Origin of the sequence: Streptomyces subrutilus, assembly GCF_008704535.1 — a bacterium.
Lineage (GTDB): Bacteria > Actinomycetota > Actinomycetes > Streptomycetales > Streptomycetaceae > Streptomyces > Streptomyces subrutilus.
Genome location: NZ_CP023701.1, coordinates 1,869,733 through 1,894,813, shown reverse-complemented (window position 1 = coordinate 1,894,813; position 25,081 = coordinate 1,869,733). Strand labels below are relative to the sequence as shown.

Sequence of the window (25,081 nt, the reverse complement as noted above, 5' to 3'; positions counted from 1 at the left end):
CGTGACCTGCGGGCCGGGGCGTGGCGGGTGCGGGGGCTCGGAGCCGGGGCCGGGGCCGCCGAGCCGTGGCCTCAGCGGCGGGCGCGCAGGGACGGGTGGTCGGCGATGACGGTCGGGCTGCCGGGGGCGATCTCCGTGAAGCCCGCGTCCCGGACCACCGGGAGCCCGCTGCCGCTCAGCTGCGCCCAGCGCTCGCGCGGAGCGGTCCGTACGGCCAGCCGGAAGCCGGAGACCTGCCACGCGGTCCGCTCCGGGCCCGTCAGCTCCCACCAGGCGAGCTGTGCGCCGTGCCCGGCCTGGGCCATGGCCTTGCCCGCGGACATGTCCAGGTCGGGATTGAGCCACAGCACGGGCAGCTCCGCCGCGTCGGCCGCCGGGACCGGCCCGGGGTCGTCGAGGTCGGTGCCGGAGACCTGGAGCTTGGCCAGTTCCCGGGGCCAGCCGTCGAGCGGCACCGGAGGGAAGACCCGGACCTCCGCCGTGTCACCGTGCACCGTCACACCGGGCAGGGTCTCCGCCTTGCGCCACTCCGCGCCGCGGGCCCGCCGCACCACCTTGCGGATGCGGGCGTCCTGCCAGTCGCGGACCGCCGCGGCCCACTCGCCCGTGCCCCGGGCCCGCTCGTCGGAGAGCAGGACCAGCACCGCCCGGGCGGCCGTCTCCAGCGCGTCCGTGCGGGCCGGGGGCGCGGTCTTCTCGATCCGCACCACCAGCGGCAGGACGAACTGCGGGGCCTCGTCGCGGGCGGCGTGCTCCTGCCGGAAGGGGCTGTCCGCCCCGACGGCGGGCACGTCGGGGGCGTCGTGCGCGTGCTGGCTGCTCATCCCGTCAAGGATGCCAGCATCCGCCTTCGGGATGATGCCCAGGGTCCTCGGCCCGGGTGAGGATCGAAGGCATGAAGAGTGACCTTTTCGCTTCCGAGAACCTCGCCGGTCCGGCCACCGCCCCCGGCATGTCCCTGCAGAACGCCAAGTCGGTGAAGTACGCGGTCAACGGCGAGATGCTGGCCCGCCAGGGCTCCATGGTGGCCTGGCGCGGCAGCCTCCGGTTCGAGCGCAAGGGGCAGGGCATAGGCGGCATGCTCAAGCGCGCCGTGACCGGCGAGGGCCTGGCCCTGATGTCCGTGCGCGGGCAGGGCGAGGCCTGGTTCGCCCACCAGGCCGGCAACTGCTTCATCGTCGACCTGGAGCCGGGCGACGGGCTCACCCTCAACGGCCGCAACGTGCTCTGCTTCGACCCGACCCTGTCCTACGAGATCAAGATGGTGAAGGGCGCGGGGCTGGCCGGCGGGGGCCTCTTCAACAGCGTCTTCACCGGCACCGGCAGGCTCGCGCTGGTCTGCGACGGCCACCCGATCATCATCCCGGTCACCGCCCAGGCCCCGGTCTACGTGGACACGGACGCGGTGGTCGGCTGGAGCGCCGGGCTGGAGACCGCACTGCACCGCTCCCAGTCCGCCGGTTCGATGATCCGCGGCGGGTCCGGCGAGGCCGTCCAGCTGATGCTGCGCGGCGAGGGCTTCGTCATCGTCCGCCCGAGCGAGGTCACCGAGACGGCCGCGCACTGAGTACGCTCGTCCACATGGACCAGCAGGAACAGGACCGGCAGGAACAGGACCGGCAGGAACGGGACCCGTCGTACTGCCCCGCTCCGGCCGCCCCCGCCGGGCGGGTGGCCGGGCCGCCGTACGCCGACTGCCTGGAGTGCGGCGAGCCGACCGAGTACGGGGTGGCGACGCCGGGCGTCGTGCTGTGCCCGGTGTGCGAGTGGCAGGACGCGCAGCGCACCGCCTGCTCCGGCTGAGGCCGAAGCGTCCCGGAGACCCGCTCCTCCGGGACGGCGGGCGGCGCGACGGCCCACCGCGACCGCGCGCTACGTGCCCATCAGCTCGGAGACCTTGACGAAGCGGTAGCCGCGCTTGCGCAGCTCCGGAACGATCGTGCGGACGGCCTCCTCGGTCACCGGGGCGGCGCTGCGCGTGCAGTGCATGACCACCACCGAGCCCGGCTTGACCCCGGCGAGGACCTGCTCGGCCACCGCGTCCGGATCCTTCGCGAACGCGTCGCCGCTCACCACGTCCCACTGCACGGCCGTGACCCTGGCCGTGGACAGGGCGCGCAGTGCCCGGTCGTCGTAGCAGCCGCCGGGGAAGCGGAAGTACGGGACGGTGTTGACGGCCCCCGCCGTACGGAAGGCGGCGAAGGCGCGGTCCACGTCGGCCCGGGCGGCGGCGGCGTCGAGTGCGGGCAGCCCGTAGCAGGGGGACGTGAAGGCGTGGTGGCTGTACGAGTGGTTTGCGATCTCGAAGTTCGGATCGGTTCCGATTGCCTTCGCCTGGTCGGGGTACTCCTCGGCCCAGCGGCCCGTCATGAAGACCGTCGACGGCACCTTGAGGGTGCGCAGCGTCGAGATCAGCTGCGGGTTGTCGAAGTGCTCCCCGGCTTCGGCGCGCGGCCCCTGGTCCGAGGTCATGTCGGCGTCGAAGGTCAGGGCGACGGTCTTGTCGCCGTGCTGCTTCGCCCGTTCGAACACCGGAGTCAGGCCGCCCTGGCCGGGGGCCAGGGTGGGGACCTTGGCGGGTGCGCCGGGCTGCGGCGCGGCGGAGGAGGCTGCGGACGGAGAGGTGGACGAGGGGGCCGCGGGGGCGGAGGCGGCCGGGGTGCCCATACGGGCTCCGCGTCCGGCGTCCGACGCGCCGGTGCCGCCCCCGCAGCCCGCGAGGGCTGCACCGAGGACGGCCACGGCTGCCACTTTGCGCACAGAAATGGTCACGCACGCAAAATATATGACTATGTGGAAAGGAGACGGGTGCGGCACTCCTCCACGTCGAATTCACCCTTCGGGTACTGCGGGTCGAGGGCCTCCAGGTGCTCCAGAAGCAGTCGGCTGACCGCCCAGTTGCGGTACCACTTGCGGTCGGCCGGCACCAGGTACCAGGGCGCCGCCTCGGTGGAGCACCGCTCCAGGGCCTTCTCGTACGCCTCCTGGTAGGCGGGCCACACCGCGCGCTCCTCGATGTCGGCCGGACTGAACTTCCAGTGCTTGTCCGGATCGTCGAGCCGCTCCAGCAGCCGCTCGCGCTGCTCCTCGTAGCCGATGTGCAGGAACACCTTCACGAGGGTGACCCCGTCGTCCGCGAGGTCCTGCTCGAACCGGTTGATCTGCCCGTAGCGGCGGCCGAGCGTGCTGCGCGGCACCAGCTCGCGGACGCGGGCGATGAGCACGTCCTCGTAGTGCGAACGGTCGAAGATGCCGATCTCGCCCGGCCGGGGCAGGGCGTTGGCGACGCGCCAGAGGAACGGGTGCTCCAGCTCCTCGGGGGTGGGCGCCTTGAAGGCCCTGACGCGGCAGCCGGAGGGGTTGAACAGGCCGATCACGTGCTTGACGGTGCCGCCCTTGCCGCTGGTGTCCATGCCCTGGAGCACGAGCAGCACGCGCCGGCGGTCCCCGGCCGTCGCGGAGGCGTAGAGCCGCTCCTGGAGGGAGGCGAGCCGCTCCGCCATCGCGGCGGTGGCCGCGACCCCCGCGGCCTTGCCCGTGGGGCCGGCCGGGATGGCGCGCGGGTCGGACCGCCGCAGATCGATCCGCCCCCCGCCCGGCGGCACCCGCAACACCTCGCGCAACCGCAGCCGGTCCGCGGCCCCGCCCTTGCCCTTGGCCCTGCCCTTCTCGGCCTTGCCCTTGTCCTTGTCCGTCTTCCTCGCCACGCCACCACCCCTATCGCGTCGACTCCGTACGATCGTCCACCAGATCGAACGGCCGCGCGACGCGGCGGGGCGGCTCGTGTCAGTGCCAGGGGCCCGTCACCGCGAAGGTGGTCCCCGGGGTGTAGGCGTTGACGTACAGGGTGCGCCCGTCGGGGGAGAAGGTGACCCCGGCGAACTCGCCCCACTCCGGCGCCCCGGCCGCCCCGATGTCCTCGGCGTTGCGGGCCACCGGGTAGACCTCGCCGCCCCGGGTCACCCCGAACACGTACTGCGCCCCGCCGCCGTCCTCGCACACCATCAGGCCGCCGCCCGGTGCGAGGCAGATGTTGTCCGGGGAGTCCCCCGGCAGCTGCACGTCGGTGGCCGGGCCGAACAGGACGTCCAGCCGGAGCAGGCCGCTGCGCGGGTCGTAGAACCACACCTGACCGTGGTGGTCGGCGGCCGAGCCCTCGCTGCCGCGGGCGTAGCTGGAGACGAAGTGCACTCCGCCGTCGCCCCAGTAGCAGCCCTCCAGCTTCTGCGCGTGGGTGATCCCGCCCGGCCCGAAGTCCTGGAGGCGGACCGGGACCGAGGCCGCGCCGGGATCCGGTACGGGCACCCACCGCGCCGGGAACCGGGCCCCGATCTCGTCCACCGCCGACAGGTCCGGCACCCCCGGCACGCGCAGCGCCTCCAGCGTGCCGCCCGCCCGCAGGGAGCCGGGGCCGCCGAGGGGGCGGCGCGGCAGGAACCGGTAGAAGAGTCCGAACGGCTGCACGAAGGCGTCCTCGGTCTCGTAGACGACCCCGCGCTCGGGGTCCACGGCGACGGCCTCGTGCGCGAACCGGCCCATCGCGGTGAGCGGGACGGCGCCGGAGCGGTGCGGATCGGCCGGGTCCACCTCGAAGACGAAGCCGTGGTCCCGCGTGTAGCCGGAGGTGCCCGCCCGGTCCTCGGTCTCCTCGCAGCTCAGCCAGGTGTTCCAGGGGGTGCGCCCGCCGGCGCAGTTGACCGCCGTACCGGCCAGGGCCACCCGCTCGGCCGTCACCCGCCCGGCCCGGTCCAGCTCCAGCACCGTGCAGCCGCCGAGCGCGGCGGGGTCGTACGTCAGGCCGGGGACGGCGGGGACCCGCAGGGCGGCGGTGGTGCGGTTCTCGTGGTTGCGGACCAGCCTGACCCCGCCGTCGCCGTCGCCGCCGTCGCCGTCGCCGCCGCCGTCTCCGGCGGCGAAGGCGGCCATGCCGTCGCAGTTGGCGGGGACGGGGCCCTCGCCGGAGCGGAGCGGATCGCCGGCGCGCGACAGCACCCGGTAGGAGAAGCCGGCGGGCAGATCGAGCAGGCCGCGCGGGTCGGGCAGCAGCGGCCCGTACCCGCGCGTCGCCCGGGCGGCGCCGGCGCGGCCCGTGAACAGGGCGCCCAGCGCCCCGGTGAAGGCGATCCCGCCGGCGGCGAGCAGGCTGCGTCGGGTCACGGACATGGGCAACTCCCGGCGGTGCTGGAGGGGTGAACGGCCCGTGGTACCACGGCCGTCCGTCCGCGCCGGGCCGACGCGAGCGCACCCGGCGCCCCGTCACACCACCGGGTGCCGCAAAACCCCGCACCGCAGCCCCGTCCCGCCGCTCCCCACCCGCCGCCCGGCGCGCGCAGCCGCCCGCGAGCGCCGCGGCGCCCGCACCCCCGGACTTCGGGGGAGCGGGCGCCGCGGCCGGCCCAGGGGGGCCGGGGGGGTCAGACGAGTTCGGCGGAGAGCGTGATGGTCGTGCCGCTCAGGGCCTGGCTGACCGGGCAGTTCTTCTTCGCGTCCTCGGCGGCCGCGGCGAAGGCCTCGGCGTCCAGGCCGGGGACCTCGGCGCGGACCGACAGGTGGATGCCCGTGATGCCCTCGCCGGGCTGGAAGGTCACGTCGGCCTTGGTCTCCAGGCGGGTGGGCGGGGTGCCCGCACCGGCCAGGCCGTGGGACAGGGCCATCGAGTAGCAGCTGGAGTGCGCGGCGGCGATGAGCTCCTCCGGGCTGGTCTTGCCGTTGGCCTGCTCGGCGCGGGAGGGCCAGGAGACGTCGTACGAGCCGATGCCCGAGGAGTCGAGGGTGACGACGCCCGAGCCCTTGAGGAGGTCGCCCTCCCAGACGGTGTGTGCCTGACGCGTGGTGGCCATGGCGGAGATCCCTTCGCAGAAGTGGAAACGGCCGGGCCGTGGACAAGAGCGGCCCGACCGTGCCAAACCTACTGGGACACCAGGGGCTTCGCGTCGCGCGCCAGGGCGGTGAGCCGCGAGATGGCGCGGAAGTACTTCTTGCGGTAGCCGCCGTTCAGCATCTCCTCGCCGAAGAGCCGGTCGAAGGGGACGCCCGAGGCCAGGACCGGTACCTCGCGGTCGTACAGCCGGTCGGCCAGGACCACCAGGCGCAGCGCCGTCGACTGGTCGGGCACCGGGCCGACGCCGGTCAGGCAGACCGCGGAGAGGCCGTCCGTCAGGGCGCCGTACCGGCTCGGATGGACCCGGGACAGGTGTTCGAGCAGGCCGGTGAAGTCGTCGAGGCTCGCGCCCGGCGTCGCGTACGCGGCCCGGGTGACCTGCTCGTCGGAGAACGGGGACGGAGCCTCGGGCAGGCCCCGGTGGCGGTAGTCCTGGCCGTCGATCCGCAGCGGCCGGAAGTGCGCGGAGAGCCCCTGGATCTCCCGCAGGAAGTCGGCGGCGGCGAAGCGGCCCTCGCCGAGCTTGCCGGGCAGCGTGTTGGAGGTGGCGGCGAGCGCCACGCCCTGCTCGACGAGGCGGCTGAGCAGGGAGGACACCAGCACGGTGTCGCCCGGGTCGTCCAGCTCGAACTCGTCGATGCACAGCAGCCGGTGGCCGCCCAGGGTCTGCACGGTCTGCTGGAAGCCGAGCGCGCCGACCAGGTTGGTCAGCTCCACGAAGGTGCCGAAGGCCTTGAGCGCGGGCTCGGCCGGGGTGGCGTGCCACAGGGAGGCGAGGAGGTGGGTCTTGCCGACGCCGTACCCGCCGTCGAGGTACACCCCGCGCGGGGTGGCCGGGGCGGAGGGCTTCTTGGCGAACCAGCGGCGCTTGGCGGAACCGGAGGCGTGGGCGCCGCCGAGACCGGCGGCGAAACCGCTCAGGACGGTGACGGCCTCGCTCTGGCTGGGCTGGGCCGGGTCCGGCTCGTAGGTGTCGAAGCGCACCGAGTCGAAACGCGGCGGCGGCACCATCTCGGCCACCAGCCGCTCGGCGGGCACCCGCGGCTCGCGGGCGCACAGGGCCTGCGGGCCGGCATCGGCTATCGGGGGCCGGCCGGCGGGCCGCCCGGCGGCGGAACCGGAGGTGGAGAGTGAGGTCGACACAGCACTCAACTCTACGGGGCGTGGCACACTGCACCGATGCGACGCCTGTTCCCTGTGACCGATCAGACACCAGCCCCGGAGCGGGATCCGGCCGACCGCGCATGGTCGCTGGACGAGCTCGCCGAGGCGTACGCGTACCCCGCCCTCGACGCCGGGGCCCACTGGCTGCGGGCGAACATGGTCTCCACCCTGGACGGGGCCGCCCAGCACGACGGCCGCTCGCAGCCCATCTCCGGCGAGAGCGACATGCGGATCTTCGGCACCCTGCGGGCGCTGGCCGACGTGGTGGTCGTGGGAGCGGAAACGGTTCGCCAGGAGGGCTACCGGCCGGCCCGCGCCCGGGAGGCCTTCGCGGCCCGCCGCGCGGCCGACGGCCAGGGCCCCGCCCCGGCCGTCGCCGTGGTGACGGCCGGCCTCGACCTGGACTTCTCGCTGCCGCTGTTCACCTCCCCGCTGGTGCCGACCCTGGTGGTCACCGGCGCCGCCGCCCCCGCCGACCGCGTCGCCGAAGCCCTCAAGGCGGGTGCCGAGGTCGTGGTGGCCGGCGACGGGACCGCCGTGGACCCGGCGCGGGCCGTACGGGAGCTGGCCGCACGGGGGCTGCGCCGCCAGCTCACCGAGGGCGGGCCCCGGCTGCTGGGGCAGTTCGTGGCCGCCGACGTGCTGGACGAACTGTGCCTGACGATCTCCCCGATGCTCACGGCCGGCGGCGCCCAGCGGATCTCCGGCGGCCCCCCGGTCGCCGTGCCGCGGCGGCTGGCGCCCGCCTGTGTACTGGAGGAGGCCGGGTTCCTGTTCACGAGCTACCGTCGGATCTGACAAGGGGCGGAATTCACCGTTCCGCTTAGCTTCCGCTGGGCACATATACCTGCGCAGGCCCCGTGCGACAGCGGGGCAGGATGGTTTCCGCAGGGGTCGGCCAGCCGACCTCGGCCCATGAAGGAGAGGGCGTCCGTGTTCACGAGCGTATTGATGATCGAGCAGCCGCTGACCCCGGTGGACGTGGACTTCGTCACCACCCTGCACGGCGACGACGCGGTGTCCTTCATCGTCCTCATGCAGCCCCGGGGCGACCAGGACCGACTGCTGCGCGCCATCGACGACGTAGCGCTCGGTGAGCTCCCCGAGGCCGTCCACGAGGGGGACGAGCCCGAGGGCGAGGCCGCCCGGGGGCCCGCCGCGCAGGCCCTCGCGCACTCCCTGAACGCCCTGCGGAGCAAGGGGGCCAAGGCCACCGGGCAGATCATCGGCGCCCACCCGCTCGACAAGCTGAAGGCCGTCGTGGAGGAGGCCGCCGCCGACGAGGTGATCGTCCTGACCGCCCCGCACTTCGTCGAGGAGTTCTTCCACCGCGACTGGGCCTCCCGCGCCCGCCACAAGGTCGGCGTTCCGGTGCTCAAGCTCTTCGCCCACAACGAATAGGCTGACCCCTGCACGGCACCGCCCCGCACCGCACCGTGTGAGGCGAGCGAGCCGTGCACCGCGCGGACCGGCGCGCGTGCACCGCGCGGGACGGCGCGGACGCGTACCAGCACGTACCAGCACCATCGATCCCTGGAGCGACCTGAATGAAGCCCGGCCTGCCGACCGCCATGGAACGGCCCCACTTCATCGGCATCGGCGGCGCCGGCATGTCCGGCATCGCGAAGATCCTCGCCCAGCGCGGCGCACAGGTCGCCGGCAGCGACTCCCGTGACTCCGACACCGCCCGCGCCCTGCGCGCCCACGGGGCCGAGGTCCACATCGGGCACGCCGCGGGCCACCTCGCCGCCGACTCCACCTGCGTGGTCGTCTCCAGCGCCATCCGCGCCGACAACCCCGAGCTGGCCCGCGCAGCCGAGCTCGGCATCCCGGTCGTGCACCGCTCCGACGCCCTCGCCGGGCTGATGCGCGGCCTGCGCCCGATCGCGGTGGCCGGCACGCACGGCAAGACCACCACCACCTCCATGCTGGCGGTCTCCCTGTCGGCGCTCGGCCTCGGCCCCTCGTACGCCATCGGCGGCGACCTGGACGCCCCCGGCTCCAACGCCCACCACGGCGAGGGCGACATCTTCGTCGCCGAGGCCGACGAGAGCGACCGCAGCTTCCACACGTACGAGCCGCAGGTCGCGATCATCCTCAACGCCGAGCTCGACCACCACGCGAACTACGCGTCCATGGAAGAGATCTACGCGTCCTTCGAGACCTTCGTCTCCAAGATCGTGCCCGGCGGCACCCTGGTCGTCGCCCACGGCCAGGACGGCGCCGCCGAGATCGCCCGCCGCGTCCGCGGCCGGGACGGCCTGAACGTGGTCACGTACGGCGAGGAGCCCGAGGCCGACGTCCGCATCACCAAGATCACACCGCGCGGCCTGACCAGCGAGGTCACCGTCGTCATCGGCGGCCGCATCCTCACCTTCGCCGTCTCCGTCCCCGGCCGCCACTACGCGCACAACGCCGTCGCGGCCCTCGCCGCCGGCGTCGCCCTCGGCGTACCGGCGCACAACCTGGCCTCGGCCCTCGGCAAGTACACCGGCGTCAAGCGCCGCCTCCAGCTCAAGGGCGAGGCCGCCGGGGTCCAGGTCATCGACTCCTACGCGCACCACCCCACCGAGATGACGGCCGACCTGGAGGCCATCCGCGGCGCGGCCGGCGACTCCCGCATCCTGGTCGTCTTCCAGCCCCACCTCTTCTCCCGCACCCAGGAGCTCGGCAAGGAGATGGGCCAAGCCCTCGCCCTGGCCGACGCCTCCGTGGTCCTGGACATCTACCCGGCCCGCGAGGACCCGATCCCCGGGATCACCAGCGAGATCATCATCGCGGCCGGCCGCGCCGCCGGAGCCGACGTCACCGCCGAGCACACCAAGGAGGACGTCGCCGACGTCATCGCGGGAATGGCCAAGCCCGGTGATCTCGTTCTCACCATGGGCGCGGGCGACGTCACGGATCTGGGACCGCAGATCCTGGCCCGGCTGTCGAACTGACCGGTCGCACGACCGGTCGCACCGATCGAGGGAGCGGGAACGTCATGGCCTACGAGGTCGAGAAGTCGGACGAGCAGTGGCAGGCGGAGCTGACCCCGTCCGAGTACCAGGTGCTGCGCCTCGCGGGCACCGAGCCCGCCTTCCGCGGCGAGTACACCGACACCAGGACGGAAGGCGTCTACTCCTGCCGCGCCTGCGGATCCGAGCTGTTCCGCTCGTCGGAGAAGTTCGAGTCGCACTGCGGCTGGCCGTCCTTCTTCGACCCGAAGGACACGGACGCGGTCGAGCTGATCGCCGACACCTCGCACGGCATGGTCCGCACCGAGGTCCGCTGCGCGAAGTGCGGCTCCCACCTGGGCCACGTCTTCGAGGGGGAGGGCTACCCCACCCCCACCGACCAGCGCTACTGCATCAACTCCATCTCCCTGCGGCTCACCCCCGCAGAGAGCTGAGGTAGTCCTCCAGGGTCCGGCCCGGGCTCCAGCCCCGGGACCGGGCCCTGCGCACGTCCAGGACCACCGGGTGCGCGAGCTGGTCCACCGCGTACCGGGTCAGCGCCGGCTCCCCGGTCGCCAGCGCCTGCGCGACCCGGGCCGCCGTACGGGCCAGCCCCGGCGGGACGTGCCGGACGCGGGCCCGCACCCCGTGGGCCCGCAGCACCGCGCGGACGGCGGCGTCCCGGGCGTAGGGCCGGGCGTCGGCGATGTTGTACGCGCCCGCTCCCCAGTCCGCGGCCGCGAGGCAGGCCGAGGCCAGGTTCTCCACCGCCGTCAGGCTCAGCGGCACGTCCGGACCCGGCAGCAGCAGGGTCCCGGCCCGGACCCGGGAGAGCAGCCGCGGCAGGAGCTGCGTGTCGCCCGGCCCGTAGACCGCCCGGGGCCGCAGCACCACGGCGCCGGCGGCCAGCGCGAGGGCCTCGCCCGCCGCCTTCGTACGGCCGTAGGCGTTGAGGTGCCCGCCGCGCGGATGGTCCTCGCCCACCAGGCTCCGGTCCGGCCGCGGATCGTAGACGCTCGCGCTGCTCACCCACACCACCGGCCGCCCGGCGGCCGCCCGCAGCAGCCGCTCGGTGCCGCCGACGTTCACCTCGCGCATCAGGGCCTCGGCCGGCGAGCCCGGGGCCGGATCGCCGACCGCCGCCGCGCAGTGCACCACCAGGTCCGCCCCGGCGAGGTCCGGCTCGCCGCGGGTGGCGTCCCAGAACCGGTGCTCCCCGACGGGGCCCGGCCGGCGCCCCACGCAGAGCACCTCGGAGCCGGCCGCGGCGGCGGCACGCGCCACGTGGCCGCCGCAGAAACCGGAGGCGCCGGTCACGGCGATGCGGAGGGTGCGGCCGGGGGTGCGGGGCGCGGCGCGGGGTGCGGCGCCGGTGCGGGCCGGTCCGGTGGCGCGGCCGGCGTTCACGAGGTCGTCCCCACGGTCAGGACGCGCCAGCCGGGGAGGGCGGCCCGGCGGTCCGCCCTCGCGCGGGTCACCACCGGGCGGTGCGGGGCGAGCGCCTCCAGCACGTCCGTCAGCAGGGCCCGGGCCACCCCCGCCCCCGGACACGCGTGCGGACCGGCCCCGAACACCAGGTGCGCGAGGGCGGGCGCGGCCGGGGTCCGGGCGTCGGGGTCGCTGCGGTGCGCGTCGGCCGCGTGCCGGGCGACGAGCAGCAGCCGGTCCCCGCTCCGCACCGGGCAGCCGCCGAGGGAACCGGCCGCGGCGGCCACCCGGGGCAGCACCGGCGAGGCCGCCGTGACCCGCAGCAGTTCGTCCACCAGCGCGGGCCGCAGCGCCGGGTCGGCGGCCTGGTCCCACAGGCCGGCGTCGGCGCACCGGGCCACGGCGCGCGGCAGGGCGGCGACGGTGGTGTTGACCGCCGCCACCGCCACCATCGCCGAGCGCGCGTCCGCGCCGGGCCCCAGCAGCTCCCGCAGCCGGTCGGCGGCCCGCGCGGCGGCGGCCTCCGCGCGGGGGCGGCGGGGGCCGGGGAGGTGGCTGCGCACGGACGCGGCCGCCGCGTCGGCGGCCGCGCTCGCCAGCGGGCGGGGGGCTGCGGGGCAGCCCAGGAGTGCGCGCACGACGGTGCCGGAGAGGTCCTGGGCCAGGGGGACCAGGTCTACGGTGCGGGTGCCTGTGCCTGTGCCTGTGCCTGTGGCGGTGTTTAGGGGGGCGAGGTGGGCCTTGAGGAGGGGTTGCCATGCCGTGCGGAGGCGGGCCACGGAGGCCGTGCCGAGGGCGGCGGCCAGCTCGCGGCGGTCCGTGCGGTGGTCGGGGCCGTCCTGGTCGAAGAGCACGGTGCCGTCGCCCCGGAGCGCGGCCCGGGCGGCGCCGCCGGTGGTGCGGGGGGCCGTGCGGTCGAGCGGCAGAGCGGTCAGGGCTTCGCGGTAAGCGGCCGGGTCGTGCACCAGCAGGGTCCGGCCGAGACGGCGGACGGGGCGCCGGCGGGTGGCGGCGAGCAGGGCGAACAGGAGCGGGTGGCTGCGCAGGTAGACCCGGCGGTCGCGGCGGCGGGCGCGGGCCTGGGCCTGGGCCCGGGTGCGGGTGCGGGTGGCGGGCGGGGCGTCGGGCGGGGTGTCGGCCGGGGCGTCGGCCGGGGCGTCGGCCGGGGCGTCGGTCCGGGGGGTGGTGGTCATCGAGGGTGTACCTCCGGTGGTGTGGGGCGGCGGGGCGGTCCGGGTGCGGGGTCCGGGTGCGGGGCGGGGCCCCTCCGGGGCGTCTCCTCGGCTCGCGAACCCGAGCGGTGGGGGTGGGCGGGGCGGGGTGGGTTCACTCGTCCTGCGGGGACGCCCCGGAGTGTCCCCGCCCCTCGGCCGGGCCCGGAGGGGCCCCGCCCTCGGCCGGGCTTGGGGTGGCGCTGCCCTCGGTCGGGTCTGGGAGGGTCCCTGCCCTTGGCCGGGCTTGGGGTGGCGCTGCCCTCGGTCGGGTCTGGGAGGGTCCCTGCCCTTGGCCGGGCCCGCGAGGGTCCACGCTCTTCGGCCGGGCTTGGGGTGTCGCCGCCTCGGCCGGGCTTGGGGTGTCGCCGCCTCGGCCGGGCTCGGGGTGTCCCTGCCCTCGGTCGGGCCCGGGAGGGGACTGCCCCTCGGTCGGGGTTTCGGGCGGTGTGCCGTGGGGGCTGCGGGGTGGGGGGTCCGGCTTGCGGTCGGGCTCGGGAGGGCCCGCCCCTCGGGTCCGGGCGGCTCGGCGTGCGCCCGGTCCTTCGCCCGGGGTCATCGGTTCAGGTGTCGGGTCGCGAGGGCCGTGGTGGCGGCGCGGTCGGGTTTGCGGGAGCGGCCCGCGAGGGGGATGCGGGCGAACACGACGGAGTCGGGGCGGGCGGTGCCCATGCGGCGCAGGGGTTCGGCCAGGGCGGTGCGGAGGGTGGATTCGGCGGCGCCGCGGCGGGGCTGGACCACGGCCACGAGCCGTTCGTCGCCGTCGGCCGCCGGGATCCCGACGAGTACGGCCAGCTCCACGCCCGGGACGTGCAGGGCGGGCTCGTACAGGCCCGGGTAGATGTTCTCGGCCCGCCGCAGCACCATGTCCTTGCAGCGGCCCTCCAGGACGATCCGGCCCGCGCCGTCCAGGCGGGCCCGGTCGCCCGTGCGCACCCAGGGGTCGGGCTCCTCGCCGAGGTAGCGGTGGCGGGCCGCGGGTCCGGCGAGGAGGAGCTGGCCGTCGGCGTCGGACTCGGCCAGGACGCCCGGCAGGGGAGCGCCGACCAGGTCGCCGGGGGCGTCGAAGGCGGCCTTCTCGCGGGCTTCGACGGCGGCGGCGGGGAACAGTTCGGTGAGCGCGTACACCCCCCAGGCCTCGGCCGCGCCGGCGCCGCGGACCCGCTCCAGCAGGCCGGCGCCGGCCGGCGCCGAGCCGGTCCAGACGCGGCCGTGGAAGGGGGCGCCCGCGTCCAGCGCGTCGCGCAGCTGCGGCGGGGTCAGGTAGGTGTCCCGGGGCCGCAGCCGGTGCAGTTGGCGGGCCAGTACGCGGGGGCGGCGGGCCGGGAGCGCCACCGGTGCGCCGGCGGTGAGGGCGGGGACGAGGACGAAGAAGGTGCCGCCCAGTACGGGGTGGTCGGGGGCCGGGTCGATGAGCGTACGGACGGAGGCCATGCCGGCGGCCAGGCCGGAGCGGGTGTGGACCACGGCGCGCGGGCGGGAGGTGGTGCCGGAGGTGAAGACGATCACCGCGTCGGCGTCGTGGTCGCCGTGGGCCGGGAGACCGGTGCGCGGCGCCCCGCGGTCGAGGGCGGGCGCGCAGCCCGGGAGCCGTCGGCCGACGGTGGCCACCGGGCCCAGCTCGGCCAGGTCCGGGAGGGCGAGGCGGGCCCGGCGGGCCAGCGGGCGGGCCCAGCCGGCCACCGCCTGGGCGGCCGCGTCGGCCAGGACCAGCGAGGGCCGGGCCAGCGCCAGCCGGGCGCGCAGCACGTCCGGCCCGGCGCCCGGGTCGAGCACGGCGCCGCGCAGCCCCAGCCGCCACAGGGCGAGCAGCACGGCCAGGGCGCGGGGGCCGGGCCGCACGGCGACGCCGACGGTGTCCCCGGCGCGCAGCCCGCGGGCGTGCAGGGCGGCGGCGAACGCGTCGGAGAGTGCGGCGAGTTCGCCGCGGGTGGCGCGGACGCGGGGCGCGCCGGTGCGGGTGGCGGTCAGGACGGCGGGCCGGTCGGGGCGGGCGCGCAGCGCGTGGTCGAGGCGGTCGAGCATCAGCGGGGGTCCGTTCCGCGCGAGCCGCTGCCCTGGTCGAGGTACCAGCGGGCGGTGCCCGCGAGCCCGTAGGCCCGCAGCCGCCGCGTCGAGTTCTGCACGACCATGGACCGGCAGTGGGTGATCCGGTCGGTGTGGCGCCGTACGGCGTTGAGGAAGAGCCGGTCGGTGGGGGAGGGGCGGCGGGGCATGCCGCCGACGGCCAGGTACAGCTCGGCCGTGATGGCCATGTTGTTGCCGGCGTGCATGCGGTACGGGGCCCGGTAGCCGTGGCGCCGGGCGTGCTCCGGCCGCAGCCGGCCGAACAGGGCGGCGAGCCGCACCAGGGCGGCGAATCCGGCCCGGCCGAGCGGCCCGTGCTCGTCGCGCCGGGCGGTGATCCGCCCGCAGACCAGTCCGGGGCGGGCGGCGAGCGCGGCCCGGGCGGCGCCGGTCCAGCCCGGTCCGGGCAGGCAGTCGGCGTCGGTGCGGGCGAGGAGGGCCGCGCCCCGGCCGATCGCGTACCGGAAGCCGGTGTCCACGGCGGAGCCGACGCCCTTCTCGGGCTCCTCGATCACCTCGACGGCGAAGGGCGCGTGCGCCGCGAACCGCCGGGCGACGGCCGCGGTGCCGTCCGCCGAGGCGTTGTCGACGACCAGCAGGGTGAAGTCCCGGTCGCGCTGTGCGGCGAGGGCCGCCAGGGTCTGCGCGAGCCGCGCCTCCTCCTCGTGGGCGGGCACGACCACCCACAGCGGGCGGTTCACGACTTCTCCCAGACCATCGTCGTGATGCTGATGCCGCCGCCCAGGCCGACGAACAGCACCCGTTCGCCGGGGGCCAGGTCCGCGAAGACGCGGTCCAGTTGGACGCCGATGCTCGCGCTCGCGATGTTGCCGAGCTCGGGCACCGTCACCACCAGCTTCGCGGCGGGCACCCCGGTGAGCTCGGCGAAGCGCTCCAGGTAGGGCACCGTCACCTGGTGGACCAGCACCCGGGCGAAGCCGTCCCAGTCCATGCCCGTGCGGTGCAGCGTCCGGTCGACGACGGCCGTGCCGACCTTCTCGAAGACGCCCCGCAGTTCGTGTCCGTCCCCCCGGAAGTAGGTGTGCGCGTCCCCGCGCGGGTGCCGTGACCCGCCGCCCGGGATGCCCCCGACCTCCCAGTGCTCCGAATGGGTCGCGGTGTCCACGTCGAGGATGCCGCCGCGTTCCACGGCCTCGACGACGACGGCCGCCCCCGCGTCGCCGAAGGTGTACCCGGCGAACCCGGCGCGGAACTCGGCGAGGTCGGCCGGGGCGGTGCGGACGGCCCGGCTCGGGGTCTCCCCGGTGACGACCAGGGCCCGCCGGGCCCGCCCGGCGAGGATCATGGAGCGGGCCAGGTCGATGCCGTTGACGAAGCTGTTGCAGGCGTTGGTGACGTCCACGGCGTGCGCCCGCGAGCCCAGTTCCGCCTGGACGATGTGCGCGGTGGCGGGCTCGACCAGGTCGCGGGAGGCGGAGGCGAACAGCAGCAGGTCGATGTCGGGCGGGATGAGCCCGGCGGCGTCCAGGGCGCGGCGGCCGGCGCCGACGGCGAGGGTGGAGGCGTACACGCCCTCGTCCGCGACGCGCCGCGCGGCGATCCCGGTGGCCTGGCGCAGCAGGCCCGGCGGCAGCGCGAGGCCGCTGCGCGCGGCGACCCGCTCCATGAGGCGGTCGGAGGACAGCACCCGCTCGGGCAGCAGACTGGCGACGGCGGTTATCCCCGCGCGCGGCGGGGCGGCACTTGGCTGGAAGGGCATGCCCACACGATGACAAGCCCGCCCGTCCCGGGCCTGAGTACGGATGCTCAGATCGCCGCGGGGGCCGGTTGAGTACCCCCCGTCCGCGCACCCGGGCCCGAACCGCTGCGACCACGGGGTCTGTTGCGCCGTGCGGGGTTATCCCTGCCGTCGTGGGCGGACGTGCGGGCCCTCGGGGCGGGGCCTGCCGTTCTCCCGCTGTACGGTCCCCTGTCAGACGAGGATCGCCCTCCGGTACCCCGGGGCCGCTGTCCTTGGGGCGCCCCTCGACTCCCCCCTCACCCCAGAGGTCGTCACGCCATGGCAGAACTCAACCGCCGCAGGTTCCTCCAGATCGCCGGCGGCACCGCCGCCGTCGCGATGCTGAACGAGAGCATCGCGCGGGCCGCCGCCATTCCGGCGCAGGGCGGCACGGGCACGATCCAGGACATCGAGCACATCGTCGTGCTGATGCAGGAGAACCGCTCCTTCGACCACTACTTCGGCGCGATGAAGGGCGTCCGGGGCTTCGGCGACCCCCGTCCCGTCCTCCAGGACAACGGCAAGACGGTCTTCCAGCAGTCCGACGGGACCAAGGACGTACTGCCCTTCCACCCGCAGGTCGCGGACCTCGGCATGCAGTTCCTGGAGGGCCTCAACCACGACTGGGCCGGCGGCCACCAGGCCTACAACAACGGCAAGTACGACAAGTGGATCCCGGCGAAGACCGCCACGACCATGTCCTACATGACCCGGAACGACATCCCGTTCCACTACGCCCTCGCCGACGCCTTCACCGTGTGCGACGCCTACCACTGCTCGTTCATCGGCGCCACCGACCCCAACCGCTACTACCTGTGGAGCGGTCACACCGGCAACGACGGCACCGGCGGCGGCCCGGTCCTGGGCAACCAGGAGGCCGGCTACGGCTGGAAGACGTACCCCGAGCGGCTGGAGGCGGCCGGCGTCCCGTGGAAGATCTACCAGGACGTCGGCGACGGCCTGAGCGCGGCCGGCTCCTGGGGCTGGATCAACGACGCCTTCCGCGGCAACTACGGCGACAACTCGCTGCTGTACTTCACCAGCTACCGCACCGCCCAGCCCGGCAGCCCCCTCTACGAGAAGGCCCGCACCGGCACCGACGTCAAGGCGGGCGACGGCTACTTCGACCGGCTGCGCGCGGACGTACGGGCCGGCACCCTGCCCGCGGTCTCCTGGATCACCGCCCCCGAGGCATTCAGCGAGCACGCCAACTGGCCGACGAACTTCGGCGCCTGGTACATCTCGCAGGTCCTGGACGCCCTGACCTCGAACCCGGGGGTGTGGGCGAAGACCGCCCTGTTCCTCACCTACGACGAGAACGACGGCTTCTTCGACCACGTCGTCCCGCCGTACCCGCCCGCCTCCGCCGCATGGGGCCTGTCGACCGCGGACGTCAAGGGCGAGCTGTACGCCGGGGGCGGCGGCTACGCGGCGGGGCCCTACGGGCTCGGCCCGCGCGTCCCGATGATCGTGGTCTCGCCGTGGAGCAAGGGCGGCTACGTCTGCTCCGAGACCTTCGACCACACCTCGGTGATCCGCTTCATGGAGCAGCGCTTCGGTGTGAAGGAGCCCAACATCTCGCCGTGGCGCAGGGCCGTCTGCGGCGACCTGACCTCGGCGTTCGACTTCACCCGGGCCGATGCCGCGCCCGCCGCGCTGCCCTCCACGGCCGGGTACCTCCCGCCGGACAAGGGCCGCCACCCCTCCTACCACCCGACCCCGCCGGCCACCGCCGCCCTCCCCCGGCAGGAGGCCGGCTCCAAGCCGACCCGCGCCCTCGGCTACCGCCCGTACGTGGACGGCAGGGCCACCGTCTCCAGCGGCCAGTTCACCCTGACCTTCGCGAGCGGCCCCGCCCTCGGCGCCCACTTCCACAGCACCTCGGGCAACCGCACGGACGGCCCCTGGCCGTACACCGTCGAAGCGGGCAAGACCCTCGCCGACACCTGGAGCACCAGCAGCTCCACCGGCAACCAGGTCAACCTCACGGTGTGGGGGCCCAACGGCTTCCTGCGCACCTGGAAGGGCCCGGCGAAGAAGGCCGGCCCCGAGGTCACGGCCCGCCACGTGGACGCCACCGGCAACCTGGCGCTCACCCTCGCCAACGCGGGTGCCACCGCGGTCGACCTCACGGTGGTCAACGCCTACGGCGGCGCGGCCCAGACCTTCCGGGTCAACCCCGGGGCGACGGTCCCGCACACCGTGGACCTGCGCACCACCGGCCGCTGGTACGACGTCAAGGTGGTCTCGGCCGCCGACGCCACCTTCCTGCGCCGCTTCGCCGGACACGTGGAGACGGGCGCGCCGGGCGTCTCCGACCCGGCGATCAAGACCGTCTGAGCCGGCCGCCGGGCGCCCCGGGCGGGCCCTCCCGTCACACCCACGCCGCCCCTGCGCCGCCCCGGCGCCGGGCCGGCGGTGTGACGGGGGGCCGGGTGGGCAGAACGTACGGCGTCGGTTCCCGCCGACCCCGTCACCGAGGGAGAACGCATGGCCATCGCCCACCGCAGGATCGGTACCGGCCCCGTCCGCGTCATCGTGCTGCACGACTGGTTCGGCACCTGCGCCAACTGGGGCTCCGTGCTGGACCACCTCGACCCGGAGCGGTTCTCGTACGCCTTCCTCGACTACCGGGGCTACGGCGAACGCCGCGACGTGCCCGGCGACCACACCCTCCCCGAGATCGCCGACGACGTCGTCGCCCTCGCCGACCAGCTCGGCTGGGACACCTTCTCCCTCCTCGGCCACTCCATGGGCGGCAAGGCGGCCCAGCAGGTCCTGGTCCGGGTGCCCGAGCGCATCGAGAAGCTCGTCGGGATCGCCCCGGTCCCGGCCGCGCCGTACGTGATGGACGAGGCGACCCACGCCCTCTTCCACGGCGCCGCCCGGGACCCCGACAAGCGCCGCGCCATCATCGACCTGGTGACCGGGCACCGGGTGGGCCGGCACTGGCTGGAGCGGATGGTCGCCCACTCCCTCGCCATCTCCCGCCCCGAGGCCTTCGCCGCGTACCTGGAGAGCTGGCGGACCCTGGACCTGTCCTCCGCCGTGAAGGGCAACACGGTCCCGGTGCTCGCCCTGGTCGGCGCGTACGACCTGGCGCTCACCGCCGAGCTGATACGGGACACCTGGCAGGCCTGGTACCCCGACTGCCGGGTCGTGGTCCTGCCCGGCTCGGGCCACTACCCGCCCCACGAGGCCCCGGTGGCCTTCACGACCGAGACCGAGGCGTTCCTCGCGGCGTAGGGGCACGGCGCCGGACGCGCGGCCGGCCCGGCGGGCAAGCGAAAAACCCCGTGGGGTACGAGGAGAACCTCGTACCCCACGGGGTCATCAGGGTGAGTGACGGGACTTGAACCCGCGGCCACCTGGACCACAACCAGGTGCTCTACCAACTGAGCTACACCCACCACGAAGGGTGGCGGACCACCCGTTCGACGTGCACGCACAGCATAGCCGATCGAGGGGGCGCTCCCGCGCGGCCGCATTCCGCCCGGCACCGCCCCCGCCGGGCCCCGCACCGCCCGGCACCGGATGCGGCGCGGCCGCTGCGCCCGACCCGCCGGCGCGGGAGGATCACCGCATGACCTCCGACCCGACGCACGCCGAACCCGCCCCCTTCACCGCCGAGGACTACGCCGCCCGCATGGCCGCCGCCGCCGGGGCCGCCGCCGACGCGGGCCTGGCCGGCCTGCTGATCGCCCCCGGACCCGACCTCGCCCACCTCACCGGCTACCGTCCCACCGCCGAGACCGAGCGGCTGACCGTGCTCGTGCTGGCCGCCGGGCGCGATCCCGTGCTCGTGGTGCCCGCCCTGGAGGCCCCCGACGCGGAGCGGGCCCCCGGCGCCGCCGCGCTGACCCTGCGCGACTGGGCCGACGGGAAGAGCCCGTACGCGGCCGCCGCCCCGCTGATGGGACCCGCCGGCCGCTTCGGTGTGAGCGACAACACCTGGGCCCTGCACCTCCTCGGACTCCAGCGGGAGGCACCGGCCACCTCCTACGTGTCCCTCACCGACTCCCTGCCCATGCTGCGCGCGGTCAAGGACGACCGTGAGCTGGAGCGCCTCACGGCCGCGGGCGCCGCCGCCGACGCCGCCTACGCGCAGATCCTGCACCTGCCCTTCGCGAACCGCCGGGAGACCGACGTCGCCGCCGACCTGGCCGCCCTGCTGCGCGCCCACGGCCACTCCCAGGTCGACTTCACCGTCGTCGGCTCCGGCCCCAACGGCGCCAACCCGCACCACGAGGCCGGCGACCGGGTCATCCGCCCCGGCGACATGGTCGTCCTCGACTTCGGCGGCCTGCGGTACGGCTACGGCTCCGACATCTCCCGCACCGTCCACGTCGGCGGGCCGACCGCCGAGGAGCAGCGCGTGCACGACGTGGTCCGCGAGGCCCAGCAGGCCGGCTTCGCGGCGGTCCGGCCGGGCGCGGCCTGCCAGGACGTGGACCGGGCGGCCCGCGCGGTGATCACCGAGTTCGGCTACGGCGACCGGTTCATCCACCGCACCGGCCACGGCATCGGCGTCACCACCCACGAGCCGCCGTACATGGTCGAGGGCGAGGAGCGGCCGCTCGTGCCCGGCATGTGCTTCTCGGTGGAGCCGGGGATCTACCTGCCGGGCCGGTTCGGGGTCCGCATCGAGGACATCGTGACCGTCACCGCGGACGGCGGGCGCCGCCTCAACAACGCCCCGCGCGAGCTGGCCGTCGTCGAGTAGCCCGCGGCCCCCGTGCCGGGGGAGCGGCCGGGCGTCACGGCCCCAGCACCACCGCCGACTCTCCCGGTACGTGCACCCGCCCGTCCGCGCCCGGGTGCTCGACCGGCTCCCACGCGGCCAGCACCCGCACCCCGTTGCGCCCCAGGGCGATCGTCACCGGCTCGGGGGAGAGGTTCACGGCCACCCGGACGTCACCCCGGCGGAAGGTCAGCCACCGCCGCTCCTCGTCGTGGGCGACCCGGACCGCCGCCAGGTCGGGATCGCGCAGGTCGGGGTGGGTGCGGCGGAGCGCGACCAGGGTGCGGTACCAGGCCAGCAGCCGGGCGTGCGGGCCGCGGCCGGGCTCCGTCCAGTCCAGGCACGAGCGGTCGCGGGTGGCCGGGTCCTGCGGGTCGGGGATCTCCTCCGCCTTCCAGCCGTGCGCGGCGAACTCCCGGCGGCGGCCCGTGCGCACCGCCTCCGCCAGCTCCGGATCGGGATGGTCGGTGAAGTACTGCCAGGCGGTGCCGGCCCCCCACTCCTCGCCCATGAACAGCATCGGCACGAACGGTCCGGTCAGCGTCACCGCCGCCGCGCACGCCTGCAGCCCGGGGGACAGCGACGCGGAGAGCCGGTCGCCGAGGGCCCGGTTGCCGACCTGGTCGTGGGTCTGGGCGTAGCCGAGGAACCGGTGGGCGGGCGTGCGGCGCCGGTCCACCGGGCGGCCGTGGTGCCGGCCCCGGAAGGAGGACCAGGTGCCGTCGTGGAAGAAGGCGCGGGTCATGGTCTTGGCGAGGGCGGCCAGCGGGGCCCGCGCGAAGTCGCCGTAGTACGCCTGCGACTCGCCGGTGAGCGCGCAGTGCAGGGCGTGGTGGAAGTCGTCGTTCCACTGGGCGTGCAGCCCCGTCCCGCCCTCGGCGCGCGGCAGGGTCGTGCGCGGGTCGCACCGGTCCGACTCGGCGATCAGGAACAGCGGCCGCCCGCTCTCCGCGGCCAGCCCGTCCACCGCCGCGGCCAGCTCCTCCAGGAAGGTCAGGGCCCGCCCGTCGGCCAGCGCGTGCACCGCGTCGAGCCGCAGCCCGTCGATCCCGTAGTCGCGGAACCAGGCCAGCGCGCTGCCGAGCAGGTAGGCGCGCACCTCGTCGGAACCGGGCGCGTCCAGGTTCACCGCCGCGCCCCACGGCGTGTGGTGCGCGTCCGTGAAGTACGGGCCGAAGGCGGGCAGGTGGTTGCCGGAGGGGCCGAGGTGGTTGTGGACCACGTCCAGCACCACGCCCAGCCCGGCCGCGTGCGCGGCGGCCGTGAACCGGGCCAGGCCGGCCGGACCGCCGTACGGCTCGTGCACCGACCACGGCGCGACCCCGTCGTACCCCCAGCCGTGCCGCCCGGGGAAGGAGCACACCGGCATCAGCTCCACGTGCGTGACGCCGAGGGCGGTCAGGTGGCCCAGCCGTGCGGCGGCCGCGTCGAAGGTGCCCTCGGCGGTGAAGGTGCCGACGTGCAGCTCGTACAGGACGGCGTCCTGCAGCGGGACGCGCGGCGCCGCCCGCCCCGGGGGCGACTCGGAGGCGCCGGGCGCGCCGAGGGCCTCGAAGTCGACCACCGCGGAGAGCCCGTCGGGCCCGTCCGGCAGCCGGCGGCCGCGCGGGTCGGGCCGGGGCACGGGGTCGTCGTCGAGCAGGAACCCGTACCGGCTGCCGTCGGAGGCGGGGGCCTCGGCGAGCCACCAGCCGTCCCGGTTCGGATCGGGTGCCATGTCGTACGTCGCGTCGTCCAGTCGCATGGCGACATGACCTGTCAGCGGTGCCCACACCTCGAACTGCACGGACGGTCCCCTCGTCTCCGGCGGTGTCCAGCATGCGTATCCTGCCCATCATTCCGGGATCGGCGGGGGAGTTCTGGACACTCCGGCCCCGACGGGCCGACAATCACCCTGTGACGTCGAGTTTCGAGTTCCCCGCCTATCCCGCGCCGCGACTCTCCGACGCCGAGCGCGACGTGGCGCTGGGCCAGCTCAGGGAGGGCGCGGCCCTCGGCAAGCTGTCCCACGACACCTTCCTGCGCCGGATGGAACTCGCCCTGGTCGCCCGCCGCTCCGAGGACCTCGCCGTCCTCACGGCCGACCTCCGGCACCGGAGCGCGGCGGAAGGCCCGTGGACCCGTCGGCTCTTCGGCTGGGTGGGGCGGGTCTCCGCGGTGAGCGTCGGGGTCCGGCGGGCCTGGGCCGCCGAGAAGCTGCCCAGGCTGCTGCTCCCGCACCCGAGCGCCGGGGTCCTGAGGGTCGGCCGCGACCCGGGCAGCGGCCTGCGCCTCACGCACGAGACGGTCTCCCGGGCGCACGCGGAGCTCGGCCATCGGGACGGGGTGTGGGTGGTGAAGGACCTCGGCTCCACCAACGGCACCACCGTCAACGGACGCCGCGTCACGGGCTCGGCGGTGGTCCGGGACGGGGACCAGATCGGCTTCGGCACGATGACCTTCCGGCTCTCCTCGTCCTGACGGCTCGTCGCCGCGGCCCGGCGCCGGGGACGAGCCCGCCCTAGGGCGGGTCCGCGGGGAGCCGTTCGTACGTGGCCAGGACGGTGCGGGACTGGTGCTCGACCTGCGTGGCCACCGGGACCCAGCGGGCCTGGAACCGCGCCGCGAACTCCTCGCACCACCCCGTGACCAGGCGGTCCAGCCCCGGCGCGGCCGGATCGCCGACCGGGCGCAGCACCCGCAGCAGCATCGCGGCGGCCCGCAGGGACAGCCGCCGCCCGAACGCGTCGATGCTGGCCACGTAGGCGGCCGTGGCCTCGGTGGGGGCGTCGGCGCCGGTCCATTCGGCGGCTATCCGCGGGATCAGGGCGAGGGTCCAGTCCACCGCGCGCAGCAGCGGCGCCGCGTCCGCGTCCGCCTCCCCGTCCCCGTCCCCGTCCCCGGACGGCAGCGGCCCGGGCCGGAGCGCGGCGCGGGCCCGCGCCACGAGCTCCGCGTCGTGCGTCAGCCGTGCGGCGAGCATCCGCAGCGCGCCGCGCGGGTCGGGGTGCGGGGCCGGATCGTCCACCAGGTCGGAGGCCCACATGGGGACCTCGACGATGGCGGTCGTCCCCGCGTACCGGTGCGCGTGGTACCAGGTGCTGAGCCGGGTGTCCTCCGGCGGGAACACCCCCGCGGCCCCGCGGCCCGGCTCCGGGATCACGAAGATCCCGGGCCCCGGGGAGGGCCAGCCGGCCGCGTCCGAGGCGCCGTTCTCCACCGGGATGCGCAGCTCGGCAGCCGATTTGGCGAAGGGCTCGGCGAGACCGGGGACGTCCCGCGTGAGCTGCACCCAGGAGCCGCCCAGATCGGTGGCGTGCAGGGAGACCTGGAGGACGGGGCGGAGCTCGTCGATCAGGGCGGTCAGGGCCACGGTCTCGGGCGGCAGCCGGTCCGGGGGCAGTAAGGACGGGGCCCACTCGGGCTGTTCGGGACCGGGGGGCCGGAAGAAGTTGCGGTGGTAGTCGAGGAGCGAGCGCGGGCGGGGCGTGCGGTGGAGCTCCGCGCCGTCGGGGTCCGCGCAGAGCAGGAAGTGCCAGCCGCAGCCCGCGCGCGGGCCGGGATCGCGCAGCAGGCCGCGCGCGAGGGCGAGCACGGTGGCCCCGCCGACCGGCTCGTTGGCGTGCGCACCGGCGACGACGAGCACGTTCCGCCCGGTCCGCCGGGCGGAGCCGGAGCCGCCGGCCGCCCCACCGCCCGCGCCGCCCACCGGCGTCCGGGCCGCCTGCCCGGCCGCTCCCGGGGCCGCGGCCCCGACCGGGCCGTCGTACGGCCTGCCGTCCGGTGCGCCGACCGGGGCGACGGACAGGAGCCACAGGGGCTGCCCCGCCCGGGAGGTCCCGGCCTGCCGGAGCCGGACATGGCCGGGGTGTTCGTCCGCCAGCGCGCGGGCGGCCAGGGCCAGTTCGCGCGGCGTGGGGTAACGCATGT

Annotated in this window: 23 protein-coding genes and 1 tRNA gene; 10 read left to right on the top strand and 14 right to left on the bottom strand. The window is 75.6% G+C overall.

All coding sequences use genetic code 11. The features are described 5' to 3' along the window. Positions 1-71: 71 nt before the first annotated feature. A complete protein-coding gene (locus CP968_RS08135; RefSeq protein ID WP_150517354.1) occupies positions 72-824 on the bottom strand; it encodes an aminoacyl-tRNA hydrolase in 753 nt (250 codons plus the stop codon). 71 nt (positions 825-895) lie between these two features. On the opposite strand from CP968_RS08135, the gene CP968_RS08130 reads away from it, so the two are divergent. Together CP968_RS08130 and CP968_RS08125 are read left to right on the top strand one after the other, a co-directional pair. After that, positions 896-1,567, top strand: coding sequence for an AIM24 family protein (locus tag CP968_RS08130; protein WP_150517353.1), 672 nt, complete (start codon positions 896-898; stop codon positions 1,565-1,567). A 14-nt stretch (positions 1,568-1,581) separates the two neighbouring features. Further along, positions 1,582-1,803, top strand: coding sequence for a hypothetical protein (locus tag CP968_RS08125; RefSeq protein ID WP_150517352.1), 222 nt, complete (start codon positions 1,582-1,584; stop codon positions 1,801-1,803). A gap of 69 nt (positions 1,804-1,872) precedes the next feature. Here the strand turns inward: CP968_RS08125 and CP968_RS08120 are convergent, their stop codons facing one another. The 5 genes from CP968_RS08120 to zapE all read right to left on the bottom strand — a co-directional run bounded on the left by CP968_RS08120 (position 1,873) and on the right by zapE (position 6,964). Continuing rightward, positions 1,873-2,772 carry a polysaccharide deacetylase family protein gene (locus CP968_RS08120; RefSeq protein WP_150517351.1) on the bottom strand — a complete coding sequence of 300 codons (900 nt, stop codon included), beginning with the start codon at positions 2,770-2,772 and terminating at the stop codon, positions 1,873-1,875. 17 nt (positions 2,773-2,789) lie between these two features. After that, positions 2,790-3,707: a PPK2 family polyphosphate kinase gene (locus tag CP968_RS08115; RefSeq protein WP_150517350.1), complete on the bottom strand. Its 918-nt coding sequence runs from the start codon at positions 3,705-3,707 to the stop codon at positions 2,790-2,792. Between the two features lie 79 nt (positions 3,708-3,786). Continuing rightward, the gene (locus tag CP968_RS08110) at positions 3,787-5,163 is read right to left on the bottom strand and encodes an alkaline phosphatase PhoX (protein ID WP_150517349.1); all 1,377 of its coding nucleotides are present in this window, start codon (positions 5,161-5,163) and stop codon (positions 3,787-3,789) included. A gap of 251 nt (positions 5,164-5,414) precedes the next feature. Further along, the gene (locus CP968_RS08105) at positions 5,415-5,840 is read right to left on the bottom strand and encodes an OsmC family protein (RefSeq protein ID WP_150517348.1); all 426 of its coding nucleotides are present in this window, start codon (positions 5,838-5,840) and stop codon (positions 5,415-5,417) included. A gap of 68 nt (positions 5,841-5,908) precedes the next feature. After that, entirely contained in the window at positions 5,909-6,964 is a 1,056-nt protein-coding gene (gene zapE, locus CP968_RS08100; protein ID WP_373304040.1) for a cell division protein ZapE, read from the bottom strand. Between the two features lie 96 nt (positions 6,965-7,060). On the opposite strand from zapE, the gene CP968_RS08095 reads away from it, so the two are divergent. From CP968_RS08095 to msrB, 4 genes are all read left to right on the top strand, one after another. Beyond that, on the top strand, positions 7,061-7,843 hold the full coding sequence (locus CP968_RS08095) for a pyrimidine reductase family protein (protein ID WP_150517346.1): 783 nt from the start codon (positions 7,061-7,063) through the stop codon (positions 7,841-7,843). Positions 7,844-7,978: 135 nt separating this feature from the next. Continuing rightward, positions 7,979-8,446 (top strand): indole-3-glycerol phosphate synthase, encoded by a 468-nt coding sequence (locus CP968_RS08090; protein ID WP_150517345.1) that lies wholly within the window; start codon positions 7,979-7,981, stop codon positions 8,444-8,446. 146 nt (positions 8,447-8,592) lie between these two features. After that, complete coding sequence (gene murC / locus CP968_RS08085) at positions 8,593-9,987, top strand: UDP-N-acetylmuramate--L-alanine ligase (RefSeq protein ID WP_150517344.1); 1,395 nt, start codon at positions 8,593-8,595, stop codon at positions 9,985-9,987. A 44-nt stretch (positions 9,988-10,031) separates the two neighbouring features. Next, the gene (gene msrB, locus CP968_RS08080) at positions 10,032-10,439 is read left to right on the top strand and encodes a peptide-methionine (R)-S-oxide reductase MsrB (protein WP_150517343.1); all 408 of its coding nucleotides are present in this window, start codon (positions 10,032-10,034) and stop codon (positions 10,437-10,439) included. Here the strand turns inward: msrB and CP968_RS08075 are convergent. The 5 genes from CP968_RS08075 to CP968_RS08055 form a co-directional block, all read right to left on the bottom strand. Then, a complete protein-coding gene (locus CP968_RS08075) occupies positions 10,420-11,391 on the bottom strand; it encodes an NAD-dependent epimerase/dehydratase family protein (RefSeq protein ID WP_306419883.1) in 972 nt (323 codons plus the stop codon). The genes msrB and CP968_RS08075 overlap by 20 nt on opposite strands. Further along, the gene (locus CP968_RS08070) at positions 11,388-12,605 is read right to left on the bottom strand and encodes a cytochrome P450 family protein (protein WP_208835983.1); all 1,218 of its coding nucleotides are present in this window, start codon (positions 12,603-12,605) and stop codon (positions 11,388-11,390) included. The genes CP968_RS08075 and CP968_RS08070 overlap by 4 nt, the downstream gene beginning before the upstream one ends. Positions 12,606-13,178: 573 nt before the next feature. Continuing rightward, positions 13,179-14,648 (bottom strand): class I adenylate-forming enzyme family protein, encoded by a 1,470-nt coding sequence (locus CP968_RS08065; RefSeq protein WP_150517342.1) that lies wholly within the window; start codon positions 14,646-14,648, stop codon positions 13,179-13,181. Continuing rightward, positions 14,648-15,391 (bottom strand): glycosyltransferase family 2 protein, encoded by a 744-nt coding sequence (locus CP968_RS08060; RefSeq protein ID WP_229886189.1) that lies wholly within the window; start codon positions 15,389-15,391, stop codon positions 14,648-14,650. The genes CP968_RS08065 and CP968_RS08060 overlap by 1 nt, the downstream gene beginning before the upstream one ends. Then, positions 15,388-16,410, bottom strand: a complete 1,023-nt coding sequence (locus CP968_RS08055; protein WP_150517341.1) for a 3-oxoacyl-ACP synthase III family protein — start codon at positions 16,408-16,410, stop codon at positions 15,388-15,390. The genes CP968_RS08060 and CP968_RS08055 overlap by 4 nt, the downstream gene beginning before the upstream one ends. A gap of 300 nt (positions 16,411-16,710) precedes the next feature. Here CP968_RS08055 and CP968_RS08050 point away from each other — a divergent pair, with 300 nt between their 5' ends. Next, a complete protein-coding gene (locus CP968_RS08050; RefSeq protein WP_150517340.1) occupies positions 16,711-18,771 on the top strand; it encodes a phosphocholine-specific phospholipase C in 2,061 nt (686 codons plus the stop codon). Positions 18,772-18,921: 150 nt separating this feature from the next. Then, entirely contained in the window at positions 18,922-19,677 is a 756-nt protein-coding gene (locus tag CP968_RS08045; protein ID WP_150517339.1) for an alpha/beta fold hydrolase, read from the top strand. 91 nt (positions 19,678-19,768) lie between these two features. Here the strand turns inward: CP968_RS08045 and CP968_RS08040 are convergent. Continuing rightward, positions 19,769-19,841: transfer RNA gene (locus tag CP968_RS08040), tRNA-His, on the bottom strand. A gap of 173 nt (positions 19,842-20,014) precedes the next feature. On the opposite strand from CP968_RS08040, the gene CP968_RS08035 reads away from it, so the two are divergent. Continuing rightward, positions 20,015-21,154 (top strand): M24 family metallopeptidase, encoded by a 1,140-nt coding sequence (locus CP968_RS08035; RefSeq protein WP_150517338.1) that lies wholly within the window; start codon positions 20,015-20,017, stop codon positions 21,152-21,154. Between the two features lie 34 nt (positions 21,155-21,188). Here the strand turns inward: CP968_RS08035 and treZ are convergent, their stop codons facing one another. Further along, positions 21,189-22,958 (bottom strand): malto-oligosyltrehalose trehalohydrolase, encoded by a 1,770-nt coding sequence (gene treZ, locus CP968_RS08030; RefSeq protein WP_150517337.1) that lies wholly within the window; start codon positions 22,956-22,958, stop codon positions 21,189-21,191. A 110-nt stretch (positions 22,959-23,068) separates the two neighbouring features. On the opposite strand from treZ, the gene CP968_RS08025 reads away from it, so the two are divergent. Then, positions 23,069-23,632, top strand: a complete 564-nt coding sequence (locus CP968_RS08025; protein ID WP_150517336.1) for a DUF1707 and FHA domain-containing protein — start codon at positions 23,069-23,071, stop codon at positions 23,630-23,632. 40 nt (positions 23,633-23,672) lie between these two features. On the opposite strand, the gene CP968_RS08020 is transcribed toward CP968_RS08025, so the two are convergent. Then, on the bottom strand, positions 23,673-25,079 hold the full coding sequence (locus CP968_RS08020) for a murein peptide amidase A (RefSeq protein WP_167536775.1): 1,407 nt from the start codon (positions 25,077-25,079) through the stop codon (positions 23,673-23,675). Between the last annotated feature and the right edge of the window lie 2 nt (positions 25,080-25,081).